The sequence below is a fragment of the Streptomyces sp. NPDC057682 genome (assembly GCF_042799575.1).
Lineage (GTDB): Bacteria > Actinomycetota > Actinomycetes > Streptomycetales > Streptomycetaceae > Streptomyces.
This window is the reverse complement of the sequence record NZ_JBHVIN010000006.1, coordinates 55,550-80,310: the sequence shown is the minus strand read 5'-3', so window position 1 is coordinate 80,310 and position 24,761 is coordinate 55,550. Positions and strand designations below refer to the sequence as shown.

The 24,761-nt window shown below is 73.5% G+C and carries 15 protein-coding genes; 7 read left to right on the top strand and 8 right to left on the bottom strand.

All coding sequences use genetic code 11. The features are described from left to right. Nucleotides 1–44: 44 nt before the first annotated feature. On the top strand, nt 45–2,597 hold the full coding sequence (locus ACFVDM_RS12460) for a SpoIIE family protein phosphatase (RefSeq protein ID WP_383637002.1): 2,553 nt from the start codon (nt 45–47) through the stop codon (nt 2,595–2,597). Here the strand turns inward: ACFVDM_RS12460 and ACFVDM_RS12455 are convergent. After that, nucleotides 2,548–4,098, bottom strand: a complete 1,551-nt coding sequence (locus ACFVDM_RS12455) for a geranylgeranyl reductase family protein (protein WP_383638006.1) — start codon at nt 4,096–4,098, stop codon at nt 2,548–2,550. The two genes, ACFVDM_RS12460 and ACFVDM_RS12455, sit on opposite strands and share 50 nt — an antisense overlap. A gap of 303 nt (nt 4,099–4,401) precedes the next feature. On the opposite strand from ACFVDM_RS12455, the gene ACFVDM_RS12450 reads away from it, so the two are divergent. Continuing rightward, nucleotides 4,402–7,002 carry a SpoIIE family protein phosphatase gene (locus tag ACFVDM_RS12450; RefSeq protein ID WP_383638003.1) on the top strand — a complete coding sequence of 867 codons (2,601 nt, stop codon included), beginning with the start codon at nt 4,402–4,404 and terminating at the stop codon, nt 7,000–7,002. 72 nt (nt 7,003–7,074) lie between these two features. Here the strand turns inward: ACFVDM_RS12450 and ACFVDM_RS12445 are convergent, their stop codons facing one another. Beyond that, nucleotides 7,075–9,261 (bottom strand): discoidin domain-containing protein, encoded by a 2,187-nt coding sequence (locus ACFVDM_RS12445; protein ID WP_383636998.1) that lies wholly within the window; start codon nt 9,259–9,261, stop codon nt 7,075–7,077. Between the two features lie 486 nt (nt 9,262–9,747). Between ACFVDM_RS12445 and ACFVDM_RS12440 the strand changes: the two genes are divergently transcribed. Continuing rightward, entirely contained in the window at nt 9,748–11,154 is a 1,407-nt protein-coding gene (locus ACFVDM_RS12440) for a helix-turn-helix domain-containing protein (RefSeq protein WP_383636995.1), read from the top strand. A gap of 60 nt (nt 11,155–11,214) precedes the next feature. Here the strand turns inward: ACFVDM_RS12440 and ACFVDM_RS12435 are convergent, their stop codons facing one another. After that, nucleotides 11,215–14,715 carry a M28 family peptidase gene (locus ACFVDM_RS12435; RefSeq protein ID WP_383636993.1) on the bottom strand — a complete coding sequence of 1,167 codons (3,501 nt, stop codon included), beginning with the start codon at nt 14,713–14,715 and terminating at the stop codon, nt 11,215–11,217. Nucleotides 14,716–14,981: 266 nt separating this feature from the next. Between ACFVDM_RS12435 and ACFVDM_RS12430 the strand changes: the two genes are divergently transcribed. Continuing rightward, nucleotides 14,982–15,974 (top strand): aldo/keto reductase, encoded by a 993-nt coding sequence (locus ACFVDM_RS12430; RefSeq protein WP_383636990.1) that lies wholly within the window; start codon nt 14,982–14,984, stop codon nt 15,972–15,974. Between the two features lie 19 nt (nt 15,975–15,993). On the opposite strand, the gene ACFVDM_RS12425 is transcribed toward ACFVDM_RS12430, so the two are convergent. From ACFVDM_RS12425 to ACFVDM_RS12415, 3 genes are all read right to left on the bottom strand, one after another. Further along, nucleotides 15,994–17,139: a protein kinase gene (locus ACFVDM_RS12425; protein WP_383638000.1), complete on the bottom strand. Its 1,146-nt coding sequence runs from the start codon at nt 17,137–17,139 to the stop codon at nt 15,994–15,996. A 279-nt stretch (nt 17,140–17,418) separates the two neighbouring features. Further along, nucleotides 17,419–18,129 (bottom strand): HAD family hydrolase, encoded by a 711-nt coding sequence (locus ACFVDM_RS12420; RefSeq protein WP_383636988.1) that lies wholly within the window; start codon nt 18,127–18,129, stop codon nt 17,419–17,421. A 22-nt stretch (nt 18,130–18,151) separates the two neighbouring features. Then, nucleotides 18,152–18,637: an Lrp/AsnC family transcriptional regulator gene (locus tag ACFVDM_RS12415; RefSeq protein ID WP_383636985.1), complete on the bottom strand. Its 486-nt coding sequence runs from the start codon at nt 18,635–18,637 to the stop codon at nt 18,152–18,154. 301 nt (nt 18,638–18,938) lie between these two features. On the opposite strand from ACFVDM_RS12415, the gene ACFVDM_RS12410 reads away from it, so the two are divergent. Together ACFVDM_RS12410 and ACFVDM_RS12405 are read left to right on the top strand one after the other, a co-directional pair. After that, entirely contained in the window at nt 18,939–20,492 is a 1,554-nt protein-coding gene (locus ACFVDM_RS12410; RefSeq protein WP_383636982.1) for an FUSC family protein, read from the top strand. 140 nt (nt 20,493–20,632) lie between these two features. Continuing rightward, nucleotides 20,633–21,691 (top strand): lactonase family protein, encoded by a 1,059-nt coding sequence (locus ACFVDM_RS12405; protein ID WP_383636979.1) that lies wholly within the window; start codon nt 20,633–20,635, stop codon nt 21,689–21,691. A gap of 156 nt (nt 21,692–21,847) precedes the next feature. Here ACFVDM_RS12405 and ACFVDM_RS12400 read toward each other — a convergent pair whose 3' ends face one another. Together ACFVDM_RS12400 and ACFVDM_RS12395 are read right to left on the bottom strand one after the other, a co-directional pair. Further along, on the bottom strand, nt 21,848–22,771 hold the full coding sequence (locus tag ACFVDM_RS12400) for a sirohydrochlorin chelatase (RefSeq protein WP_383636976.1): 924 nt from the start codon (nt 22,769–22,771) through the stop codon (nt 21,848–21,850). A gap of 112 nt (nt 22,772–22,883) precedes the next feature. After that, entirely contained in the window at nt 22,884–23,909 is a 1,026-nt protein-coding gene (locus tag ACFVDM_RS12395) for an N-acetylglucosamine kinase (RefSeq protein WP_383636973.1), read from the bottom strand. 160 nt (nt 23,910–24,069) lie between these two features. Here ACFVDM_RS12395 and ACFVDM_RS12390 point away from each other — a divergent pair, with 160 nt between their 5' ends. After that, on the top strand, nt 24,070–24,747 hold the full coding sequence (locus ACFVDM_RS12390; protein ID WP_383636970.1) for a uracil-DNA glycosylase: 678 nt from the start codon (nt 24,070–24,072) through the stop codon (nt 24,745–24,747). The last annotated feature ends 14 nt before the right edge of the window (nt 24,748–24,761 follow it).

Here is a 24,761-nt window from a genome sequence, read left to right as displayed (position 1 = left end):
CCGCCGAATAGCGCGTCGCGGCGCCCCGGGCGCATGCTGGCGGTGTGACCCGGTACGGCACGGCCCGGCGCACCGCACCGGCCGGCAGTCAGGGCCGGCCCGGCGAGAAGGACGACACCCGGGCGCCCGACGAACTGTCGCTGGTCCTCGCCCAGGCCGTGGTGAACGCGATCGAGGCCGCCGGCGGACAGGCCGGAGGCGTCTATCTGCGCTCCCGGAGCCCGGGACTCCTGAGGCTGGCCGTCCTTGCCGGACTGCCCGGCCGGCTGTTCCGCCCCTGGTGGCGGATGCATGTGAACCGCCCGTTCCCCGTCGCCGAGGCGTTCCGCTCCGGCCACGCCGTGCACCTCGCCGACACCGAGGAGGCGATGCGCCGCTTCCCGCAGCTCATGGCGGGGCTGCCCTTCCCGTTCGGCTCGCTCTACGTCCCGGTCTCGGCCGGCGGCGAGCGCGTCGGGGTCCTCGTCGTCCTGCGCGCGGCGACCCCCGGCCGCCCCGTCGGCACCGCGGACCGCCGCAGACTGCGCGGCGTCGCCGAAGGGCTGGGCTCCGCACTGGCCGGACTGCGCTCCGCGGGGACGGAGGCGACCTGGGACGACGAGCCCCTCCCGGTCCAGCTGCCCGCCGCCGGCTCGCCGCCCATGCGCATCGGCCGCTTCGACTGGGAACTCGGCAGCGGAGCCGTCGTCGCCGACGAGGAACTCTGCGCCATCCTCGGCAGCGAGCCCGACTCCTTCCCCGGCACCATCGACGCGCTCGCCGCGCGGCTCGCCCCCGAGGACGTCTACGGGCTGTGGACCCTGGCCCGCCGGGCCGAGGGCTCGCGCGGCCCGGTCGTCCGCCGGATGCGGCTGCGCGGCCCCGACGGACGCTCCCATCTGCTGGAGGTCTCGGGGCGCCGGGCGAACACCGCCCGTCCCGGCGCCACCACCCATCTCACCGGCTTCCTCGTGGACCTCGGCACCGCCCCGGTCGTCCCCGAGGCCGCCGACCGGCTGCCGGCCGGGATCTTCTCGCTCGACCGCGCCGCCCGGATCACCTATGCCAACCGCCCGGCCGAGAAGATCCTCGGCATGCCCAGGTCCGCGCTGGTCGGACAGGTCCTCTGGGAGGTCGTGCCCTGGCTCGCCAACCCCGCGCACGAGGACCAGTACCGCTCCGCGATGATCTCCGACGCTCCGGTCCACTTCCTGGTGCGCCGCCCCCCGCCCGACTGGCTGACCGTCTCCCTGTACCCGGGCAACGAGGGCCTGACCGTCGTCCTCACCCCCACCGACCGTCCGGCGTACACCCCCGATTCCGTCGCCTCGCCCGGACTGGGCCTCGGCTCCCCGGCCGACCGCTCCGCCGCGCTCTACCGGCCGGTCGCCCTCGCCATCGCCCTCACCGAGGCCGTCACCGCCCGCCAGGTCTCCGCCGTGGTCACCGACGAACTGCTCCCCGCCTTCGGCGGCCGCCAGCTCGCCATCTACCTGCTCAAGGAGCACCACCTCTACCTGGAATGGGAGACCGGCTTCCCCGAGGGCTTCCTCGACCGGTTCGACGGCGTCGGCCTGGACGTCCGCATCCCCGGCGTCGAGACGCTGACCACCGGCCGGCCGCTCTTCTACGAGTCCATGGACCGGCTCGCCGCCGCCTACCCCGGCCTGCCCATGGACACCGACTACGGCGCGCGGGCCTTCCTGCCGCTGATCGCCTCCGGCCGCCACGTCGGCTCCTGCATCCTCGGCTTCGACCGGCCGCGCGGCTTCAGCCCGGAGGAGCGCACGGTCCTCACCGCCCTCGCCGGACTGATCGCCCAGGCCCTGCAACGGGCCCAGCGGTACGACACCGAGGCCGCCCTGGCCCGCGGGCTCCAGGACGTCCTGCTGCCCCGGCGGCTCGCCGTCGTCGAAGGCGTCGAGACCGCGGGCCGCTACCTCCCCGGCACCCAGGGCATGGACGTCGGCGGCGACTGGTACGACGTCATCGAGACCGGCGGCAGACTGGCCCTGGTCATCGGGGACGTCCAGGGCCACGGCGTCGCCGCCGCCGCGACCATGGGCCAGCTCCGCAGCGCCGTACGGGCGTTCGCGCTCAGCGGGCACGGCCCCCAGGAGGTGATGAGCGGCACCAACCGGCTGCTCATCGACCTCGACCCCGGCCAGTTCGCCAGCTGCTGCTACATCAGCCTGGACCCGGCGACCGGCGCCGCGTGCGCCGTACGGGCCGGCCATCCGCAACCCGTACTGCGCCACCCCGACGGCACCACGCAGGTCATGGACCTGCCCGGCGGCATCGTGCTCGGCGTCGACCCCGACGCGGTCTACCCGGTCACCTCACTGCGACTGGAACCCGGGGCCGTTCTCGCCCTCTACACCGACGGCATGGTCGAGGAGGCGGGCACCGACATCGACGTCGGCGTCGAACGGCTGCGCCGCACCGTCGAGGGATACGACGGGGCCTGTCTGGCCGACACGGCCGACCATGTGATCGGCCGGGCCAGACAGGAGGCGGACCGCCCGGACGACATCGCCCTGCTGCTCGCCGCCCGCCGGCCCCCGGACCTCAGCGCCGCCGCACCCCGGGCGCGGGGACGAGACGCACCGCCGTGTTGAGGACATGGTCCACGGCGTCCCGCGAGGGCCGTTCGGTGAGATTGGTGAGCAGCCGGGCCAGCGCGTCCAGGAGCCGGGGCGAGCCCATCACATAGCGGTTGAGGAGCGGCTGGAACCCCGACCGGCTGAAGACCAGGTCGGCCGCGGTGTTGCCGAGCCGGTAGTAGCGGCCCCAGCGGCGGTTCATCTCCACCGGGTAGTGGCGCAGCGCCCGCTCCCGTCGCGGGCCCGCCGGCAGGGCCAGGGCCAGCGCGGCCGTCTCCGCGGCCACCTCGCCCGCCTCCAGCGCCTGGCCGATGCCCTCCCCGTTCCAGGGGGAGACCATGCCGCCGGAGTCGCCGACCAGCAGGAGCCCCCGGGAGTACAGCGGATGGCGGTTGAACCCGAGCGGCAGCGCGGCGCTGCGGACCGGCCCCTCCGCGTTCTCCTCGCGCAGCCCCCACTCCTCGGGCGTCCGCGCCAGCCAGCGGTCCAGCGTCGCGCGCAGATCGGCCTTGCCGTGGCTGCGGTGGGGGAGCGCCCCCAGTCCGACGTTCACCCGGCCGTCGCCCATCGGGAAGATCCAGCCGTACCCCGGCAGATAGGCGTCCCCGCGCGGGAAGCGGAGATCGGCCCAGAGCTCCAGGAACTCCTCGCGGGACCGCTCGGGGCTCCGGTAGTAGCGCCGGGCCGCCGTGGCGATCTGCCGCCGCGTGTCGCGCTCCAGCCCCATCGCCAGGGCCATCCGGGCCGAGGCGCCGTCGGCCGCGACGACGATCGGGGCGCGGTGCACGACCGGCTTTCCGGAACCGGCCACCGCGGTGACCCCGGTGATCCGGCCCGAGCGGTCGGTCACCGGCCCCGTGACCTTCACCCCGGTCCGCAGCCGGGCGCCGGCCGCCACCGCGTGCCGGGCCAGGATGTCGTCGAAGTCGTGCCGGCTGCGGGTGAGACCGAAGTCCGGGTACGCGCCCAGCGAGGGCCAGTCGATGTGCACCTGGTGCTTCCCGGCCACCCAGCGCATCCCGCGCGAGCGGGTCCATCCGGGCGCGTCGATGTCGACGCCCATCCGGATCAGCTGATGGACCGCGCGTGGGGTGAGACCGTCCCCGCAGACCTTCTCCCTGGGGAAGTCGGACTTCTCCAGGAGCAGCACGTCGACCCCCGCCGAGGCCAGATGGAACGCGGCGGACGAGCCGGCCGGGCCCGCCCCCACCACGATCACCCGGGCGTCCTCGGCGACCCCGGGGGAACCGGGCGCGGGGCCCTCGTCCGGGGCGGAACGGTCCGTGTGCGCGTCGTGCATGGGAAGCCTTTCGTGGGGGACGGTGCCGCCCGGCACCGGAACGCGCCTCGGGGCCGCACGGAGTGCGGCCCCGAGGGCGACGGACGGACGCCGGCGGTCAGTACGGCAGCGGGCGCCCGGAGGGAGTGCGCAGGTCGAGTGGCGGCGGCTTGGAGGGAAGCTGCGGACGTCGGACGATCCTGATGCGGCCCACGGACACCACCTCCTGTCGGTAATCCGTCCTATGCCCTGGCCGTGAGCCGTTCACACGTCGGCGGGGAGGGATGATCGCTTCCGAACAGGCGAAGGCCGTAAATCGTTGTTAAACCTGAAGACGTGGCTGGTACAGGTCGGTTCCGGACATGGATACACCGCTCGGCCCGGCAGCCGCATCGGCGGGACACCGGACCCCCGGGCGGTGAAGGGGCTGGGTCCTCCCGCCCCGGGAACTCCCGTCCCGAAGCCCCCCGCCCCGGCCGGGGCGGCAGGCTCCGCGCGTTCTTCAGTGTCCGCACGGTGGCCGGCCAGGTCTTCTTCCTGATGCTGGGCATCGTGGCGATGCTCGTCGCGGCCGCCGTCGTCGCGCTCGTCGTCCAGGGCCGCCGCGACAGCATGAAGGAGGCACGCTCCCAGTCGCTGAGCGTCGCCCGGACCTTCGCCAACGCACCCGGGGTGGCGGCCGCCCTGGACAGCCGCAACCCCTCCCTCGTGCTCCAGCCGCGCGCCGAGGCCATCCGGCGCAGCACCGGAGTGGAGTACGTCGTCGTCGCCGGGTCCAACGGCATCATCTACGCCCACCCCGACATCGCACGGATCGGGAAGACCATCATCGGCCCGTACAAACCGGCGCTGGAGGGCGAGGGCATCACCCGCACCATCAAGGCCAGCCGGGGCCTCTCGGTCAACGCCGTGGTGCCCGTGGACCGTCGCGACGGCACCCCGGCCGGACTGGTCTCGGTCGGCATCAAGGTCGAGACCGTGAACCGGCTCGCCTACCCCAGCATCCCGTTCGCCCTGGGCGCGGCCGTGATCGCCCTGGCCCTCACGGCGGGCGGCGCCGCCCTGGTGAGCCGGCGCCTGGGACGCCAGACGCGCGGCCTGGGACCCGCCGAGATGACCCGGATGTACGAACACCACGACGCGGTGCTGCACGCCGTGCGCGAGGGCGTCCTCATCATCGACGCGGACGGCCGTCTCGTCCTCGCCAACGACGAGGCACGCCGCCTCCTGAACCTGCCGGCCGACGCCGACGGCCGGGACGTCAACGATCTGGGCCTGGACCCGCGCACCGCCGCCCTGCTGGCCTCCGGGCGCGGCGCCACCGACGAACTGAGCCCCGCGGGGAACCGGCTGCTCGCCGTGAACCTGCGCCGCACCGGCGAACGCGGCGGCCAGCCCGGCACGGTCGCCACCCTCCGGGACACCACCGAGCTCCAGGCCGTCACCGGCCGCGCCGAGACCGTACGCGAACGGCTCCTGCTCCTGTACCGGGCCGGGGCCCGGATCGGCACCACCCTCGACGTCACCACCACCGCGCAGGAACTCGCGGACGTGGCCGCGCCCGGATTCGCCGACTGCGTCACCGTCGACCTCGCCGACGCCGTGCTGCGCGGGGAGGAGCCCGAGGGACCCACCGGGGACGTACTCGACATGCGGCGCACCGCCGTACGGGGCACCGGGCCCGACCTCCCGGTCCATCCGCTCGGCCGGGTCATCGGCTTCGTGCCGACCAGTGCCGAGGGCCTCGGCACCAGCGGCGGCCACACCTGGATGGTGCCCGACCTCACCACGTCGCGGCAGTGGCGCGAGGCCGACCCCGAGCAGGCCGAACGGATCCTGGCCCACGGATTCCACTCGCTGCTCTCCGTCCCGCTGCACGCGCGCGGTGTCATCCTCGGCATGGCCAACTTCTGGCGCGCCGGGACCGAGACGCCCTTCGACGACGAGGACCTCTCCTTCGCCGAGGAACTGGTGGCGCGGGCGGCGGTCAGCGTGGACAACGCCCGGCGCTACACCCGCGAGCACCAGATGGCGGTCACCCTCCAGCGGAGCCTGCTCCCCAGCGGTCTGCCCGAGCAGAACGCCCTGGACGTGGCCTACCGCTACCTCCCGGCGCAGGCGGGCGTCGGCGGGGACTGGTTCGACGTGATCCCGCTCTCCGGCGCCCGGGTCGCCCTCGTCGTCGGTGACGTCGTCGGCCACGGACTGCACGCCGCGGCCACCATGGGACGGCTGCGCACCACGGTGCACAACTTCTCCACGCTGGACCTTCCTCCGGACGAGCTCCTCGGCCACCTCGACGAACTCGTCGTGCGGATGGACCAGGACGAGGAGGACGGCGGGGGCGCGATCACCGGGGCGACCTGTCTGTACGCGATCTACGACGCGGTCTCGGGGCGCTGCGCCGTGGCTCGGGCCGGTCATCCGGGCCCCGCCCTCGTCCTGCCGGACGGCACCGTGCGCTTCCCCGACATCCCGCCCGGTCTGCCGCTCGGCATCGGCGGCATGCCCTTCCAGGCCACGGAGCTGGAGGTGCCCGAGGGCAGCCGGCTGGTGCTCTACACGGACGGGCTGGTCGAACGGCGCGACCGGGACATCGACGAGGGGCTGGAGGCGCTGCGCGCGGCCCTGGCCGGTGAGGTGCGCACGCCGGAGGAGACCTGCGACGACGTGCTGGAGGCGATGCTGCCCAGCCGGCCCGGCGACGACGTCGCGCTTCTGGTGGCGCGCACCCGCATCCTCGATCCCTCCCGCCGGGTCCAGTGGGACGTCGCCCCGGACCCCGCCGCGGTAGCCGGAGTCCGCAAGGAGGCCATCCGCTGGCTCAACGACCACGGGCTCGACGAGGAGGCCTTCGTCACCGAACTGATCCTCAGCGAACTGGTCACCAACGCCATCCGCTACGGCACCGAGCCGATCACCGTGCGCCTGCTCTACGACCGCGCCCTGATCTGCGAGGTGGCCGACTGCAGCAGCACCTCGCCGCATCTGCGCTACGCGGCGACGACGGACGAGGGCGGGCGCGGACTCTTCCTGGTCGCCCAGTTCGCGGAGCGCTGGGGGACCCGTTACACCGAACGCGGCAAGGTCATCTGGTCCGAGCAGAAGCTCGGCGGATCCCCCTCGGTGCCGTTCGGCTGAGCGCGGGGCCCGGCAGCGGCTGCCGGGCCCCGCGTCACGCGTACACCCCGAAGGGGTACGGATTCCTGTGGGTCAGGGGAACGACACCACGTTGGACGGGACCGTGGAGGTGCCCGAGGTGGGGGATCCGGTGTTGTTGATGACGTGTTCGTACTGGCCCTGGCCGCCGAGGGAGACGACGAGCAGGTCGTGGAACTTCACGCCGGGCTTGACGGGTGCTTCGAATCCGTGGTCCTGGCGGATGGTGGGGTCGACGTTGTAGTAGCAGTAGCTGCCCAGGCCCCAGCCCTCGTGGGTGGTGACGGAGTCGTCGACCTTGTAGGCGGCGAAGCCCTTGGTGCTGCCGTTCTGGACGGCGGCCTGGTTGGGGGCGTCGTAGGACTTCTCGTTCTGGAAGAAGATCGTCCTGCCCCGCTCGCCGGACCAGCGGACGTCGTACTTGTTGAAGTGTTCGACGAACAGTCCGGTGGCGAGTACGTCGTCGCCGTTGACCTGGAGGCCGTAGTCGGACCGGTTGGTCTCCCAGCCCACGCCCTCGCCGTGGTCGGCGCGCCACAGCCAGGTGTGGTCGATGATCGTGTCGTCGCTGTTGACGACCATGGCGGTGGTGGCCTTGCCGGCGCCCGCTCCGCCGACCCGGACGAACACGTCCTGGACGGTGGTCGGGTTGGCGGAGTGGTCGGCCGAGGCTCCCTCGGGTCCGACCTGGACGAGCACCTGGGAGTTCTGGGGTCCGGCGTCGACGAGGAGTCCGGCGAGCTTGACGCCGTCGACGTCGCCGACCTTGAGGGCGGTCACGCCGTTGTCCGGGACGATGGTGGCCAGCCCCAGGCCGAGCACGACCGTGTTGGCGCGGTCGATGGTGACGGGCTGGTCCACGTGGTAGATCCCGGGCGTGAACAGCAGGTGCAGCCCCTGTCGCACGGCCGCGTTGATCGTGGCGGCGGTGGCACCGGGCTTGACCACGTAGAACTGGCTCAGCGGGATGGACTCGCCCTGCGGGGTGCCGTTCCAGGAGACGCCGCGCGCGTTGGTGCGCTTGGCGGGGACGAACACCTTGTAGTCGTTGCCGTCGAGGTAGAGGAAGGGCTTCTCCCGGGAGACCGGGGTGGTGTCCAGCGTGGTGTACGGCGGGTTGGGGAAGCTCTGGGCGGGGGCGCCCTCGACGCCGGAGAACGTCATGTTCCAGACGCCGTTGCCCCAGCTGCCGATCGAGCTGTCGCGGGTGTACCACTGCTGCTGCGAGTACGGGCCGACCTGTCCGTCGATCTTGCTGTCGGCGATGTAGCCGCCGCTCGCCCAGCCGTAGCCGTTGGGGGCGAGGTTGAGTCCGCCCTTGACGTGCATCCGGCGGAAGGGGGCGGCCTGGGAGACGGCCCAGCGGTCGGTGCCGTTGACCGGGTTGAGGGCCAGGTTCTCCGCCGAGCGCCAGAAGTTCTGGGTGGCGTTGCCGTTGAACCAGCCCGCGTCCACGGTGACATCACCGTTGAACGTGGTGTCGTCCGGCTTCAGGCCGAGACCGGCGATCTGGGTGTAGAACCCGATCTGCGCGTTGATGTTGTCGTACGTGCCGGGCTTGAACATCAGCGCGTAGCGGCCGTTGCCGAACTGGGCCGACTCCTGCTGCTTGAAGATCGCGTCGACCTTGGCCTGGATGTCGGGCGTCGACGGGTCGAAGACCAGCACGTTCGGGCCGAGGTCGCCGCCGCCGGGGATCGGCGTGCCGTTCCCGCCGTCGCCGGTGGTGCCGAAGACCTGGAACTCCCAGAGGGAGTAGCCGTACTGGGTGGCCCGTTCGATGCCGGTCAGCCGGACGTAGCGGGCGGAGCCCGAGACGTTCAGCGTCTCGTTGCCGCCGGCGCCCGTGGTGGTCGAGTAGGCGGTGCTCCAGGTGCTGTTGTCCGTGGAGAACTCGACCTTGTAGCTCTTGGCGTAGGCGGCCTCCCACCGCAGCGCGATCTGCTCGACCGAGGCGGTGGCGCCCAGGTCGACCTCGATCCACTGGGGGTCGGAGAAGGCGCTCGACCAGCGGGTGCCGTTGTCGCCGTCCACGGCGGCACGGGCCGGGGTGCCGTCGCCCTCCTGGCTGGAGGTGGTGACGGTCTTGCCCTGGGAGAGCAGCGACGGCGCCGCGCTGGCCGGGGTGGACGGGGCGAAGGCCAGCAGCGAGACGACGAGACCGGCGACGGCGGTCAGCACGCCGGTACGTCTTCTGCCGGCCGGAGCCGCGGGTCTGCGGAACAAGGGGGGTGCGTACATGGGGGATTGTCTCCTGGGTCGCGGAACGGGTGCACGACACGAAGCCGGAGAGCGCTCTCTCCGGCAGTTGGGGATACTTCTCCCTCGTCTCCGCTCGCGTCAATAGGTGTGCAACACCCGCTTGTGAATGCAGTGTTGAGCACAAGAATTGACGACTGAAATCTCACGATCGACCGTATTGGCGGGGTCTTGACGGAGATACCGCGCGGAATCTGACGGATCATCGATTCAGGCAATGTCGACGCCGACACGAGGAGTGAAGAGCGGCGAACGGGTCGTTGCCACCGCAACGGATCCGTTTCCGGTGAACCGGCGAAGGGCCGGGCCCGCGTCGAGCGGGACACCGCCGCGCCTGTTACCGGACATCTTGCGGACACCCCCGGGACAGCGGGGGCGACCGCTCGCTATCCTCCGGGGCATGAGCCGTGAGCGTGGTACGCGTGGCGCCCCTGACCTGGTGCGACGAGGTTCCAGGTGACCGAGGGCATGGGCACTGTTCCGGCGGACGCCCGTACCGCGGAGGTATGGCGGGCGTTCGGGGCGCGGTTACGCCAGTGGCGCCGCCGGGCCGGGTTCACCCAGGCCCAGGTGGGCGCCCGGGTCGGCTACGACCACACCGCCATCAGCAAACTCGAACACGGCAGCCGGCGCACCCCGCTGCCGCTCGCCCGTCGGCTCGACGAACTGCTGGGCGCCGAGGGTGATCTGCTCTCCGCCTGCGAGGCGGCCGACGCGCAGGAACGCGCCGGGGACGTCCAGGTCGTCCGCCGCGGCCCACTGCCCGGCGAGCCCGCGGGCGGAACGCTGCTCGCGACGCTCCCGCCCGGAGCCGTGCCGCCCACCGCGCTGCCCGCGTACGGACTGGTCTGCCCCACCCACGGCCGGGCCGGCTGCACGGTCCCCGCCCTCGCCGACGTGAGCGCCCTGCACGCCGCGTTCTGCGCGCTCGGCCCCGACACCCGGTCGCACCCCGCCCTGGACGACGACACCGTGCACGCGCTCACCGCCCTGCTCGCGGTCTGTCTGCGCGCCGACGAGGAACGTGCCTGGCCCGGGGCGACGGCCGTCGTCGAGCGCACCCTGCACGCCATGCTCCGCTGGATGGCCCTCCCCGCGGCGCCCTACCAGCGGCTCCTCGCCCCGCTGGCCGCCGAGTACGCCCAGTCGGCCGGCTGTCTGCGCCTGCTGTGGGGCCGCAACGGCACCGCGATGGCCTGGCTCGACCGCTCCCTCCTCTGGGCCGCCGTGTCCGGACACGTCGGGACGCAGGTCGCGGCGCTCAGCGATATGAGCACCCTGGCCCGGCTGGAGGGCGACGGTCCGTCGGCCCTGGCCTACGGCGGGGCGATCGGACAGGCGGCGGCGGGCCGCCCCTGGGCCGCGGCCATGAGCGATCTGTACCAGGCGCGCGGCCACGCGGTGCGCGGCGACGCCTCCCGGACCCTGCGTCATATCGACCGTGCCCGCAGCCGCCTGGACCGGATCGGCGAACGGGACGAGGCGGAGGCGCCCTGGCTCTCCGTCGCCTCCGTACGGCTGCGGGTGGAGTCCGGCGCGGCGGGCGCCCTGCGGGATCTGGCCGCCGCCACCGGCGACCGCCGCTACGCGCTGCGGGCCGTCGACGCGACCGGCGCGGCGCTCGGCCTGCTGCCGCCGGGGCTGCACTCGGCGCGGATGCTGTTCCTGGCGCGGATGGCCGACGCGCACGCCTGCGCCGGTGACCTCTCGGCGGCCCAGGCCGTGGCGGGCCCGGTCCTGGACACCGCCGAGATCAATCCGTCGACCCTGCTCGGACAGGAGCTGCGCGGGCTCCACGCCCGGCTGGCCGCCCGTTCCGGCGCCCGCCCGGACGGCGACGACTTCGTTCGAAGACTCGCGGCGGCCGTCCGCTGAGAACGCCGGAGGGCGGGACGTGTGGATCACGCCCCGCCCGTATTCACGCGGTGGTGCCGGTCAGCTCACGTCGAGTGCCACGTCGTCCACGACGAAGCTGGTCTGCAGATAGGCGTCCTCCTGGCTGGTGAAGCCCAGGGTGACCGTCTGCCCCGCCGCGGAGCTGACGTCGAACGTCTTCTGGACGTAGCCGTTGCCGGCGTCCGTGTTCGAGTACGTGGCCAGCGTGCGGGAACCGAGCTTGACGGTGAACGTGTCGTAGGCGACGCCGTCCGCCGCCTCGTCCGTGTCGGTGCTCAGATAGAACGACAGCCGGTAGGTCGAGCAGCCCGTCGGCACGGTCAGCGACTGCCCGAGTGAGTCGCTGTGCGTGCTGCCCCAGCCGCCGAGCCAGGCCTGGTACGACCCGCTGTGCGCGGGCCGCTCCGAGGTCCGGTTGTTGATGACGCCGGAGCTCTGCGTCCAGGGCGTCGTCCCGTTCTCGAAGCCGCCGTTGGCGACGACCTGCCGGGCCTGGCAGCTGCCGCCGCCACCGATGACCAGGGAGTACGTGGTGGCGTGGCTGACGGAGCCGGTCCCGGTCACGGTGAGGGTGTACGTCCCGGCCGCGGCCTGCGCGCCGGCGGTGACCGTCATCGTGGACGAGGAGCCCGACGGGACCGAGGACGGGGAGAAGGAGACGGTGACGCCGCTCGGTGCGCCGGAGGCGCTGAGCTGCACGGTCTGCGCGGAGCCCCCGACCGTGGCCGTGGACACGGTGGCCGTGACGGTGCCGCCCGGCTGGACGGTGCCGGAGACCGGGTTCACCGACAGCGAGAAGTCGTTGCCGGTGGTGGAGCCGACCGCCGTCTTCCACAGTGTGTAGGCGACCCCGTCGGCGCTGCGGTCGAGCGCGGTCGCGTTGATGTTGCTCGTGGTGTCGCAGGAGGAGTGGTAGCAGGGGTCGTAGGCGCGGCCCGCGGTCCCGCCCCACTTGGCCGCCTGTGCGGAGGTCTTGGTGGCGCTGGCGCCGGTCGCGTAACCGGAGGTGGCGATGCCGCCCTGCTGGAACGAGTAGTCGTCCGAGCGGCCCTGGCCCTCGACGTTCTCCTCGGGCGCGAGGCCGAGCGAGGTCCAGTACTCCTTCATCGGCGCGGAGGCCGTGGAGTTGACGTTGTTGATGAAGTAGCCGGCGTTGGTCGAGGCGACCATGTCGAAGTTGTAGTACGCGGTGATCGCGGCCCGCTGGGCGGAGCTCAGCTGGCTCACGTAGTACTGGGAGCCCTGGAGCCCCTGCTCCTCACCGTTCCACCAGGCGAAACGCACATGCTTGGTCATGGTGGGGTTCTGCTGGGCGAGCGCGAGGGCGTTCTCCAGCAGGGTCGCGGAACCGGAGCCGTTGTCGTTGATCCCCGGCCCCGCGGAGACGCCGTCGAGGTGGGCGCCGAACATCACGGTCTTGTCGGACGGGCCGCCCGGCCAGTCGGCGATGAGGTTGTTGCCCTGGTAGGTGCAGCTGGTGCAGGTCTGCTCGCTGACGGTGTAGCCGGCCGCCTGGAGCTTGCCCTTCACATAGGCGAGCGAGGCCGAGTAACCGGCGCTGCCGGCCCGGCGGTTGCCGCCGTTCTGCGAGGCGATGGTGTTGAGCTGCGTCAGATGCGCCTGCACGTTGGTCACGCTGATGTCCGGCGGCGTGGTGCCCGTGCCGCCGCCGTTGTCGACGGTCAGGACGTACTGGGCGGTGTGGCTCTGGGTGCCCGCGGCCCCCTTCACCGTCAGCGTGTACGTGCCCGGAACGGCCGCCGACGTGGTCGTCACGGTCATCGCCGAGGTCCCGCCGGACTGCACGGAGGCGGGGCTGAAGGAGACACTGACCCCGCTCGGCTGGCCGCTCGCCGACAGGCTCACCGTCTGCGGGCTGCCCACGGTCACGGTCGTACGGACCGTCGAGGTCACCGAGTTGCCGGGCTTCACCGAGCCGGAGGCCGGATCGAGTGCCAGCGAGAAGTCGTCGCCGCTGCGGACGCAGGTCGGGTCACCGCTCTGCGCGGGAACGCTCACCGCGTCCCAGGCCGCCTTCGTCCGGTCGAACAGCACACAGCTGGTGTCGAGGTTCCGGGCGGCGGTCAGCGTCGCGGTGCGGTAGCGCTTGTACGTCATGCCGCTGGTCTTGAGCAGCATGCCGCCGTAGAACACCTTGCCGGCGCTCTGGATGCCCACACCGGTGACGGTCGAGTTGTTGCAGGTCGGGCTGGTGGGCTTGCCGCCGCCCGGGTTCGAGCCCTCGGCCAGCAGATAGAACCAGTGGTTGAGGGGACCGGCCGCCGCGTGCTCCTCGGTGTTGGGGATCGAGGAGCTGTAGCAGTTCGGGTCGCCGATCTGGCCGGGGTTGTACATGATCCGGATCGGCCCGTTGCCGACGAGGTTGATCTTCTCGCCGACGGTGTAGTCCGGGTCGTCGTACGGGGCCGGCTCATTGGTGTACGCCTCGGTGAGCGCGCCCATGATGTCACCGGTGGCCTCGCCGAGACCGGACTCGTTGTTGGCGCCGCCGGGGGTGTACTGGTCGATGCCGTGGCCGAACTCGTGGCCCACGACGTCCATGGCCGCGATCCACTGGTTGGCCTGGTTGTGGCCGATGGAGACCGTGGAGCCGTCCCAGTACGCGTTCACGTCGTTGAGGCCGACCTTGACGGGCCAGCTGCGGCCGTTGCCGTCGTGGCCGTTGCGGCCCAGCCAGTCACGGAGCATGTCCCACTCGTGCTGGGCGGCCCACATCACGTCGACGCAGCCGGTCTCCTTGCTGGAGGCGCTGCCGGTGCCCCAGGAGTCGGTCGACTTGGTGAAGACGCTCCCGGTGCTGTAGTCGGCGCAGCTGAGGCCGGGGCGGTTCGGGTCGCGCAGCGAGTAGCTGCCGCCGGAGGCGGTGGTGCTGATGGAGAGCGGGGAGGGCCCGTTCCACTGGCTGTTGCCGGTGCCCGCCCGCACGTCGTCGTAGCTGTCGAGGACCTTGCCGGTGCCCGCGTCCACGAAGACGTGGAGCCGGCTCGGGGCCTTGGCGGTCCGGCCCCGGAGCACGGTCTCCCAGGCCAGCCTGGAGTTCTTGCCGCCCGCCCTGACGACCAGCCGGTGGCTCTCGACCTTGTCCACCCGGCGCAGTTGCTTGCGGGAGGTGGCCTCGGCGGCCTTGGCCGTGACCGTGGCGGTGGTGGGCACGTTGATGCGCCGCGAGACCGCGGACTGGGAGCCGCGGACGCGTCCCTTGGAGTCGGCCACCACGACCGCGTCGCCGCCGACGACGGGCAGCCCGCGGTAGGTGCGCTCGTAGGCGACGGAGTACAGCCCGTTGATCCACGGGGTCACCATGCGCCGCTCGTACCGTTCCTGGGGACCCTTGGCCAGGGCGTCGGTGCCGCTGACGGCCGCGCGGTCGGCGGCGGACACGGCCTTCGCCAGGGCGGTGGGGGCGGGGCTCGGCGCGGGGGGCGACGGTTCCGCGGAAGCGGTCTGGCCGCCGGTGGCAACCAGCATTGCGGCGAGGACGGCCAGGGTCGTCCCGGCCGTCAACGGTCTGTGTCTCATCGAGGCTCCTCGTTTCGTGGGGACCTCGGTCACGGGCAGTGGCCTGCGCAGACGCACCCGCCTGAACGGCCGGCGGGGCCGGTCGCACCAGGGTGTCCGTGATCGGGCGACCGAACACTCACACGTCGCCATGACCGCGTCAACGAACTACGGCTCCGCGCAAGGGACTTGGCAAGTCTGGTCAAGTCGCTCCGGACGGCACCCCGCCGCCTGCCCCGGCCACCGCTCCCCGCGCGTCCCGGAAGGGGCCGGCCCGCGGACGTAGCATGATCCCCATGGAACAGCGCGAACTGGGCAGGACCGGGCGGAGCGTCTCGGTCGTCGGACAGGGCACCTGGCAGCTCGGCGGTGACTGGGGGGAGGTCGCCGAGGAGGACGCCTTCGGGGTGCTCGACGCCGCCGTCGAGGGCGGCGTCACCTTCTTCGACACTGCGGACGTGTACGGGGACGGCCGCAGCGAGCGGCTGATCGGCCGGTACCTCGCGCGCCGTCCCGACGCGGACGTCTTCGTGGCGACCAAGATGGGCCGCCGCGCCGACCAGCTGCCGGAGAACTACACCCTCGACAACTTCCGCGCCTGGAACGACCGCTCGCGCGCCAATCTCGGGGTCGACACCCTCGACCTGGTCCAGCTGCACTGCCCGCCCACGCCGGTGTACTCCTCGGACGAGGTCTACGACGCCCTGGACACGCTCGTCGCCGAGAAGCGGATCGCCGCGTACGGGGTGAGCGTCGAGACCTGTGCCGAGGCGCTGACGGCCCTGGCCCGGCCGGGTGTCGCCAGCGTGCAGATCATCCTCAACCCGTTCCGGCTCAAGCCGCTGGACGAGGTCCTGCCGGCCGCCCGAGCCGCCGGCGCGGGCATCATCGCCCGGGTGCCGCTCGCCTCCGGCCTGCTGTCCGGGAAGTACACCGCGGACACCGTCTTCGCGCCCGACGACCACCGTACGTACAACCGCCACGGCGAGGCCTTCGACCAGGGCGAGACCTTCTCGGGGGTGGACTACGCGACCGGGGTGGCCGCCGCGGCCGAGTTCGCCGCTCTCGCGTCCGAGGGGCTCACCCCGGCGCAGACCGCCCTGCGCTGGATCATCCAACAGCCCGGCGTCACCAGCGTGATCCCCGGCGCCCGCTCGGTGGCGCAGGCCCGGTCCAACGCGGGCGCGGCGACGGGTGAGCCGCTGCCGCAGCGGACGCTCGACGCGGTGCGGGAGCTGTACGACCGCAGGATCCGCGCGTCGGTGCACGACCGCTGGTAGGGCGCTTCCGGCGGCGGCGTCAGCGGCCGCCGGGAGAGACCGGCGCACCCGGCGAGCCGGTCTCCTGCGGGGTGGTGGCCGAGCTGGAGTCGGGCGAGAACAGGCTCATCCCCAGGTAGACGGCGGCGAGGAACGCGATGGCACCCGCGATGGCGCTCGCCACCCGGGGCCGCCGCCGGATCGCCTCACGGGTGGTGCGGCGCGGCTTGCTCCGGGAGCGTCCCGCCGCCCGCCCGCCGTGACCGGGTGCCTGCGGGAGCCGGTACGTCGTCGGAACCCCCGGATCCGTACCGCCCGTACCGCCCGGCCCGCTCGGCGTGGTGCCGGGGAAGGCGGCCGGTGCGTGCGGGGTGTGCGGTGCGTGCGGGGTGTGCGAGGGAAGGGGCGCGGGCAGCGGCTCCGGCATGCCCCGCCAGGCCCCGCTCTGGAACCAGTCGGCGACCTGCTGGGCGCCCGGCCGGTCCTCCGGCTGCTTGGCCAGCAGCCCCAGCAGGTACGCGTCGAAGGCGGCCGGTACGTCGACCCCCTGCTCCCGCAGCGGCAGCGGCGGGGTGTCCACGTGCTGGTACAGCGTCGCCGTCGGTGTGGCCGCGCGGAACGGCGGCTGCCCGAGCAGCAGTTGGTAGACCACACAGCCGAGCGCGTACATGTCCGAGGCGGCGCCGGCCGTTCTGCCGAGGGCCCGTTCCGGCGCGAGGTAGAGGCTGGTGCCGACCACGTGCCCCGTCGTGGTGAGGGCGGCCGAGGGGTCGTCGACGAACTGGGCGATGCCGAAGTCCGCGATCTTCACGGTCCCTTCGGCGTCCAGGAGGAGATTGCCCGGTTTGATGTCCCGGTGGACGATGCCCTGGCGGTGGGCCGCGGCCAGCCCGGCGGCCGCCTGTCCGGCGATCGCGGCGGCCTGTTCCGGTCCCAGCCGCTCCTGCGCCCGCAGCAGATCGGACAGGCTCCGGCCCTCGACCAGCTCCATGACCAGGAAGAGACGGTTCTCCCAGGATCCGAAGTCGAACACGGCCACCAGATGCGGATGGCTCAGCCGGGCGGCGGTCTGCGCCTCCAGCCGGAAGCGCGCGGTCGCCGACGCGTCGGCGTGCTCGCCGAGCAGCAGCTTCACGGCGACGGCCCGGCCGAGCACCTCGTCCGTGGCGCGCCAGACCTCGCCCATGCCGCCACGGCCGATGGCGGATATCAGGCGGTACCGACCAGCAACCAGCACCTTGCACACCCATCTCGTGTCGCTCGCGAATCCCGGCCGGCTCCGGCCGATGGCCCCTGCGGCCGCCGCGTCGGCGGCCTCGCCGAGGACGGCGTACGGGGCGGGGCACGCGGCAAGATCAGGATATCCGGCGTACCGGTGCGCCCACGACCGGCCGCCACCCCGCCCGGCCGGTTCGCGCGGTGACGGACCGGCAGGACCGGGGCCCGTCCGGCGGACCGGGCCGGCTCAGGAGACCGGCACCGCCCCGGCCCCGGGGAACAGCCACGCATACGCGGCCCGCGCGCTGAACTCCTCCTGCCCGCCGGGGAAGAGCAGCTCAGCCGCCCCGAAGACCGGGTCCGCGGCGCTCCCCGGCACGGACGGGACCGCGATGCAGCGCATCCCCGCCGCGCGGGCGGCACGGGCGCCGGGCACGGCGTCCTCCACGACCACGCAGTCGGCGGGCGCCGCGCCCAGCCGCCGGGCGGCCTCCAGGAAGACGTCCGGTTCCGGCTTCCCGCGCTCCACCTCGTCGGCGGAGACATGGGTGGTGAGGAAGGCGCCGAGACCGGTGCTCGCGAGTACGGCCTCGATCCCCGCGAGGGAGGAGCCGGAGGCCACCGCCATGGGGACGCCCCGGCCGTGCAGCAGCCCGACGAACTCCCGCATGCCCGGGAACACCTCGGTCGACCGGCCCGCCAGCTCCAGGTACAGGGCGTCCTGCGTCCTCAGCAGCTCCGCCACCGAGGCGTCGATGCCGTACTCGGCGCGCAGCACGGCCAGCGCCTCGGGGTTGCTGATGCCGATGAAGCGGGCGTTCTGCTCCCAGGTGAAGTCCGGGACGCCGTGGCGTTCGAGGGTCATCCGGACGGACTCGTAGGCGTTCGGTTCGCTGTCCACCAGCGTGCCGTCCAGGTCGAAGAGGACCGAAAGGGGCGCCGTGCGCGGTGCGTTCATGCCCCGATGATCGCAGAGGGGGTCAGGTGCGGGCGGACGCGGCCGTTCTGCCGACGGCCTCCACCAGGGGAAGCAGCCGGTGCGGCACCCGCTCGCGCAGGGCGACCTCGGTGCGGGTCCTGACCACGCCGGGCAGCTGGATCAGCCGCTGGATCACGTCCTCCAGGTGCCCGTTGTCGCGGGCCACCACCCGGGTCAGCAGATCACCGCCGCCCGTGGTCGAGAACGCCTCGACGATCTCGGGAACGGCGGCCAGGGCCTCGCCGACGTCGTCCAGATGCCCCTGGGTCACCTCCAGGTGGACGAAGGCGAGGACGGGGTGGCCGAGCGCGGCGGGGGAGAGGAAGGGGCCGCTGCCCGTGATCACCCCGTCGCGTTCGAGCCGGTCGATCCGGGCCTGGAGGGTGCCCCGGGCGATGGACAGGATCCGCGCGTACTCGCGCACGCTCGTCTCGGGCTGCTCGATGAGCAGCCTGAGGATCCTGGTGTCGAGCGCGTCCACCGCCATGGTCCGTCGGCCTCTCCTCGTGCTTCGATCGGGGCAGCGACTGTACCAACGGCATCCGGGCGGCCCCGGTGGACGGGCCGCCCTCCCGACCCGCGCCGAGGACCAGGAGTTCGCCGGACTCCTGCGGACCAGCGGGTGCGCCCCCCGGACCGCCCGCTGGTCCGTTGGTCGACCGGCGGTCCGCGCAGTGTTCGCGGGATGTGCCATTGGCTCAGTACAGTGAGGCCGATTTGAGCCAATGGGGTTCAGGATGCTGTGATGTACCGGTCGATGGCGCTGCGGATTCCGCGGCGCCTTTTTCATGCCGGTACGGACCACCGGCGGACGGAGGCGGGGAGCGTCAGTGCTGAGGAGAGCGTTCGTGGCCCGGGACCCGGGACGGCTGCGGCTGCGCTTCGCGCTCCGCGCCGTCCTCGGCATCGGACTCGCGGTGACGGTGTGCGGACTCGCCGGACACTCCCTGGAGGCCGCCGTCGCCGGCGGTCTGGCCGCGCTGCTCGCCCTGTTCACGGTGACGGACCCGACCGTGCGCGGCCAGGTGGTCACCACCGCGCTCCTGCCCCTCGTCGGCCTCCCGGTGCTGTCCCTCGCCGCCCTGCTGCACGATCTCCCCGTCGCGCGCGACCTGGCGTTCCTCGCCGTCGTCGGGGCGGGGGTGTACGCGCGCCGCTGGGGCCCCCGCGGCCACGCGCTCGGCGTCTTCGGCTTCATGGCCTACTTCTCCGCCCAGTTCCTGCACACCGTGCCAGGCCGGCTGCCCGAGCACTTCGCCGCCGTCCTGCTCTCGCTCGCCACCGCCTCCGCGGTGCGCTTCGGGGTGTGGTGCTACGAGCGCCGGATCGCGGCGCCCGTGGCCGTCGCCCCGCCCGCCGGTGCGACGGGACTCGGCCGGATCACCACGCGCCAGGCCGTGCAGGCCGTGACCGGGGCCGGCTTCGCGCTCGCCGTCGGCCACCTGCTCTCCGACCAGCGCTGGTACTGGGCGGTGGGCGCCACCTGGTGGGTGTTCGTGGCCACCACCTCACGGGGCGAGACCGTCGTCCGCGGGTTCCGGCGCTTCCTCGGCACGGTGCTCGGGATCGGCCTGGGCTTCGCCGTGGCCGTGCCCCTGCACCACGAACCGGTCGCCGCCGCGGTGGTCGTGGCGCTCAGCGTCTTCGGGATCTTCTACACCGCCGCCGTCTCGTACACCTGGATGATGCTGGCCGTCACCGTGATGGCGAGCATGCTGTACGGGCTCCTCGGCGTCCTCGACGCCGGGCTGCTGGTGCTCCGGGTGACCGAGACGGCGGCCGGGGCGCTCGGCGCCGTCCTCGCCGTGCTGTTCGTGCTGCCCGTGACCACGCACTCGGTGACCGAGGCGTGGGTGGAACGGGCGCTGCGCTGTGTGCACACCTGCACCGCCGAGGCGGCCGCCCGCCTCGCGGGGAGCGAGGCCGCCGACCCGCACCGCCGCGTCGCCGAACTGGAGGCGATCCTCGGCCGGGTACGGCTGTCCCTCGCCCCGCTGGTGCATCCCCTCAACCCGTTGCGCGCCCGCAGGCGGCGCGCCCGGCACGTGCTGGCCCTGCTGGACGACTGCGCCCGCGAGGTGCGCGGCCTGGCCGCTGTCGCCGCCGACCCCGACGCCTCGCACGACGTCCGGCTGGCCGCCGCCTGCTGGCGGGTGGAGGCCGCCGTCGAGGCGCTCACGGACGTGCCCGCCGGCCCGCGCGAGCCCCGCCCCGGCCCCGTGGCGGCCGGGGAACCGGCCGGTGCCGAACCGGTGCTCGCCCACCTGCACGCGCTGGAACGCGCCCTGGCCGAGCTGGCCGTCCCTCTGCGCCGGCCGCACCGGATCGCCGCGGGCGCCTGAGCCCCGGAGCGGCGGACCGGGAGGCGGCGCGACGGCGAATCGTACCCTTGGTCTAGACCGCAGCTGTGGCACTGCTACGGTCGCGGCGGAAGATCACGCGGTCGCGGCCGCGCGATCCGTCGGCGGAGAGAGGCAGCGCGGTGGAGAACAGCAACGGGCCCGGCCGGGCCTTCATCGGGTCGTTCACCTCGGCGGGCGGGCGGGGTATCACCGTCGCCGCCGTGGACGGCGGGACCGGGGCGCTCACCGTCCTCGGCACGACGGACGCCGTCCCCGACCCCTCGTACCTCGCGCTCGGCGACGGCCCGGCCGGCACGCTCCTCTACGCGGTCAGCGAGACGGAGAAGGGGGCCGCCGCCGCGCTCGACATCACCGGGGACGTACCGGCCCTCCTCGGTGAGCTCCGGCCGGTCGGCGGCGACGGTCCCACCCATCTCGCCCGCACCGCCGGCCACGTCCTCACCGCGAACTACGGCGCGGGCAGCGTCAGCGTGCTGCCGGTGCTGGCCGACGGCTCGCTCTCCGCGGCCACCTGCGTGTACGCCCACGAGGGCGGCGGACCGGTCACGGAGCGCCAGGAGGCCCCCCACGCCCACCAGGTGCTGCCCGACCCCACCGGCCGCTGGATCCTCAGCGTCGACCTCGGCACCGATTCGGTGCGCGTCTGCGCGCTCGACGCGGAGACCGGGGAGCTGCGGCCGCACACGGAGACGGCGCTGCGGCCGGGCACCGGACCGCGCCACCTCGCCTTCCACCCGGCGGGCACCCACGCCTATGTCCTCAACGAGCTGGAACCCACGGTGACGGTCTGCCGCTGGGACGCCTCGGCCGGAACCCTCGACGTCGTCGCCGAGACGCCCGTCCTGCCCGCCGGTGCGACGGACGGCGGGGCGAGCTACCCGTCCGAGGTCGTCGTGGCCCACGACGGCCGGTTCCTGTGGGTGGCCAACCGCGGCCACGACAGCATCTCCGTGCTGACGCTGGACGAATCCGGCGACCGTGCCGCCCTTGTCACGACGGTGGGCTGCGGCGGCCACTGGCCGCGCGACCTGGCCCTCGACCCCAGCGGAACCCGGCTGTACGCCGCCAACGAGCGGTCCGGCGACGTCAGCTGGTTCGCCATCGACGCGGAGACCGGCATCCCGGCCCCGGCCGGCTCGCTCCAGGTCCCGGCGGCCTCGTGCGTGGTGTTCGCCTGACCCGGCCGTCCGTCGCGCCCCGGTCCGTCCTCCGACGGGCCGGGGCACGGTGCTTCCCACGCGTGACGGGCGGGTGCGCGGGGTGAGGTCCACCCCGCGCACCCGCCCGTCACGGACGTGCGTGCGCCCCCGGCCGCCGCGTTCCGGCGGTGCGGTTCAGAGGGTCTGGGCCCCCTGAGCCACGGCGGGAGCGATACCCAGCGTGCTCATGTACATCGACAGCACCAGCTTGCCGATCGCCGGGTAGGCGCCCAGCGGCTCGGCGCTCGCGCAGTCGGCCTCCTTCGCCGCCGCGTCCAGCAGCCCTTCGGGGACCTCGGGGCCGACCAGGTAGGGCGCCACGGCCAGCTGCAGCGAACCGGAACCCCGCAGCTGCTCGGCGATCGCGGCGACGGAGCCCTCCACGTCCAGCGCGGCGGCCATCACCGGCACGGCGAGCCGCGCGGCCAGCAGCATGCCGGTGATCCCCGCCGCCTGCACGGCCTCCTCGCCGCCCACCGTGGCGAGCACGATGCCGTCGGCGGCCGTGGCCACCGTGAACAGCCGCGCCCGGTCGGCACGGGCGAGCCCGGCCTCGGAGAGCCGCACGTGCAGGGCCTCGGCGAGCAGCGGGTGCGGGCCGAGCACATCGGTCAGCTCGGCCGGGGCCTTGCTGTCCTCGATCGCGTCGCGTATCCGCTGTACCAGCGCGCTGTCCGGCCCCGCGAGCAGCGGCACCACGACGGCGGCCGGGCCCTCGGGCTCGGCGACCTCGCGGCCCACGGCCAGCGCCTGCTCGTAGCGCGCGGTGCGCTCGGCGGCGGCGTGCGCCAGGGCGGAGGAGAGGGCCGGGTACTCGGTGTCGTCGCCCTCGACGTAACCGATCAGGGCGTTCAGGCCGGGAAGCTCGGAACGGGCGATGCTGATGACTTCTTCGGCCAGACCGCGGCTGGCCGGGGAGGGGGTGCCGGGCACGGCGAGAACGAGCGCGGCGGCGCCCTCGGGTGCGACCACGGGCTCCGGGCGGCGGTGCCGTCCGGACTGGCGAGGTCGCGGCATTCGTACGGGCAGGCCGGAAGCGGGCCCAGTGGGGGTGCTCATGGCGCCGCATGCTACTGGTTTTGGGTGGCCCGCTGCTCGGGTAGGGCCCGGTCGAGCGTTGTCTGTCCGGCTTTGTCCGATCAGTGCCTTACCGCTCGACTGCCCTGCTCTGTCAGCCCCCTGAGGGAACGGGTTCCCCGGTGCACGTGGTGACCCGCAGCAGCGTGGGATGCTCCGGCAGGCGCGGACCGCCGGAGGCCAGCGCCCGCGCGAGGAGCGAGGCGCCCGCCAGCGGATCACCCGAACCGGGGACCGCGCGTGCGTGCGGCACCAGGCGGGCCAGTTCCTCGCGCAGCGGGGCGAGCAGCGGCTCCCCGATGCGGAACAGCCCTCCGGTGAGGGCCACTTCGCACCCCGTTCCGTCGGCTGCGGCCCCCGGGCACACCGCCGCGGCAGCCTCGGCGATATGGACCGCCGCCTCGCGGAGGATCGCCGCCGCGACCGGATCGTCCGCCGCGCAGCCGGCCACCTCGGGGGCGAACGAGGCCAGGACCCTGGGGCGGTCGGTGCGCGGATAGAGCAGACCCGGCAGTTCCGCCGCCGGGCCGAACACCGTCTCCAGCCGCGCCAGCAGGGCGGGGGAGCCGCCGCGCCGTCCGTCGTACGCGCGCATCGCCGCGTCGAGCCCGGCCCGGCCGATCCACGCGCCGCCCCCGCTGTCTCCGAGCAGGTGCCCCCAGCCGTCCGCCCGCCGCCAGCGCGTCAGATCCGTGCCGAGCGCGATGAGCCCGGTGCCGGCCGCCACGACCGCGCCGGGCCGCTCGCCGACCGCTCCGGCGTATCCGGTGACCGCGTCCGCGGCCAGCGCCAGCCGGCGTACGCCCAGCGCCTCTCCCAGTGCGGCCGGAAGTTCGGCGCGGAGGCGATCGCCGAGCGTGGCCATGCCGGCCGCCCCGATCGCCGCGGTGGCGATCCGCTCGCCGCCGTGGGCCTCCAGCAGCCGGCGTGCCGTGGGCAGCAGCTGCTCCAGGAGATGGGCGGCGTCGATGCCCCCGGGACCGGTCCGCACCGGCTCGGCGCAGTCCGCCGTGGCCAGGGGTGTCTCTCCGTCCGCGGTGCCCAGGGCCACGCGCAGCCCGGACCCGCCGGAGTCGACGCCGAGGACGAACTCCCCGGGCCGGTGACCGTACGACTCCATGGAGCGGCTCCCGTCGGCGGTGGAACGGTGCGATGACGGCGGCAGCCTATCCCCCTCCGGCGGAGCGAACCGGCGGCACCGGCCGGGGCGTTGCGCTCCGGGGCCGGCGGACCGGGACCGGCGGGTGGCGGACGCCCGTTACGCCGGTAGGGTGATCACCGTGACAGCACGACCTTTGAACGAAGTGGTGGAGCCCGGCTGGGCCAAGGCGCTGGAGCCCGTGGCGGGACGCGTCGCCGAGATGGGCAACTTCCTGCGCGCGGAGGTCGCGGCGGGCCGCACCTACCTGCCCTCCGGAGCCAACGTCCTGCGCGCTTTCCAGCAGCCGTTCGACGACGTACGCGTGCTGATCGTCGGTCAGGATCCCTACCCCACTCCGGGCATGGCGATCGGACTGAGCTTCGCGGTCGCCCCCGAGGTCCGCCGGATCCCGGACAGCCTGGAGAACATCTTCCGCGAACTCCACACCGACCTCGGGCTGCCCCGTCCGTCCAACGGCGATCTGACGCCATGGACGCGCCAGGGCGTGCTGCTGCTGAACAGGGCGCTGACGACCGCGCCCCGTCGCGCGGGCGCCCACCGAGGGAAGGGCTGGGAGGCGGTCACCGAGCAGGCCATCCGTGCGCTCGTTGCCCGTGGCACCCCGCTGGTCTCCATCCTCTGGGGCCGCGACGCCCAGAACCTGCGGCCGTCGCTGGGCGACTACCCGGCGATCGAGTCGGCCCACCCCTCGCCGAGGTCGGCCGACCGGGGCTTCTTCGGGTCGCGTCCCTTCAGCCGGGCCAACGAGCTGCTGGAACGGCAGGGCGCGCAGCCCGTGGACTGGCGCCTGCCCTGACTCACGAGCCCCGT

What these genes read in the sequence shown, in the direction of transcription:
- ACFVDM_RS12450 (WP_383638003.1), top strand. Translation starts at nt 4,402, where the DNA reads ATGCTGGGCATCGTGGCGATGCTCGTCGCGGCCGCCGTCGTCGCGCTC.
- ACFVDM_RS12415 (WP_383636985.1), bottom strand. Translation starts at nt 18,637, where the DNA reads ATGGCGGTGGACGCGCTCGACACCAGGATCCTCAGGCTGCTCATCGAG.
- ACFVDM_RS12400 (WP_383636976.1), bottom strand. Translation starts at nt 22,771, where the DNA reads ATGAGCACCCCCACTGGGCCCGCTTCCGGCCTGCCCGTACGAATGCCG.
- ACFVDM_RS12435 (WP_383636993.1), bottom strand. Translation starts at nt 14,715, where the DNA reads ATGAGACACAGACCGTTGACGGCCGGGACGACCCTGGCCGTCCTCGCC.
- ACFVDM_RS12395 (WP_383636973.1), bottom strand. Translation starts at nt 23,909, where the DNA reads ATGGAGTCGTACGGTCACCGGCCCGGGGAGTTCGTCCTCGGCGTCGAC.
- ACFVDM_RS12425 (WP_383638000.1), bottom strand. Translation starts at nt 17,139, where the DNA reads ATGGGCGAGGTCTGGCGCGCCACGGACGAGGTGCTCGGCCGGGCCGTC.
- ACFVDM_RS12440 (WP_383636995.1), top strand. Translation starts at nt 9,748, where the DNA reads ATGGGCACTGTTCCGGCGGACGCCCGTACCGCGGAGGTATGGCGGGCG.
- ACFVDM_RS12430 (WP_383636990.1), top strand. Translation starts at nt 14,982, where the DNA reads ATGATCCCCATGGAACAGCGCGAACTGGGCAGGACCGGGCGGAGCGTC.
- ACFVDM_RS12420 (WP_383636988.1), bottom strand. Translation starts at nt 18,129, where the DNA reads ATGAACGCACCGCGCACGGCGCCCCTTTCGGTCCTCTTCGACCTGGAC.
- ACFVDM_RS12410 (WP_383636982.1), top strand. Translation starts at nt 18,939, where the DNA reads ATGCCGGTACGGACCACCGGCGGACGGAGGCGGGGAGCGTCAGTGCTG.
- ACFVDM_RS12445 (WP_383636998.1), bottom strand. Translation starts at nt 9,261, where the DNA reads ATGTACGCACCCCCCTTGTTCCGCAGACCCGCGGCTCCGGCCGGCAGA.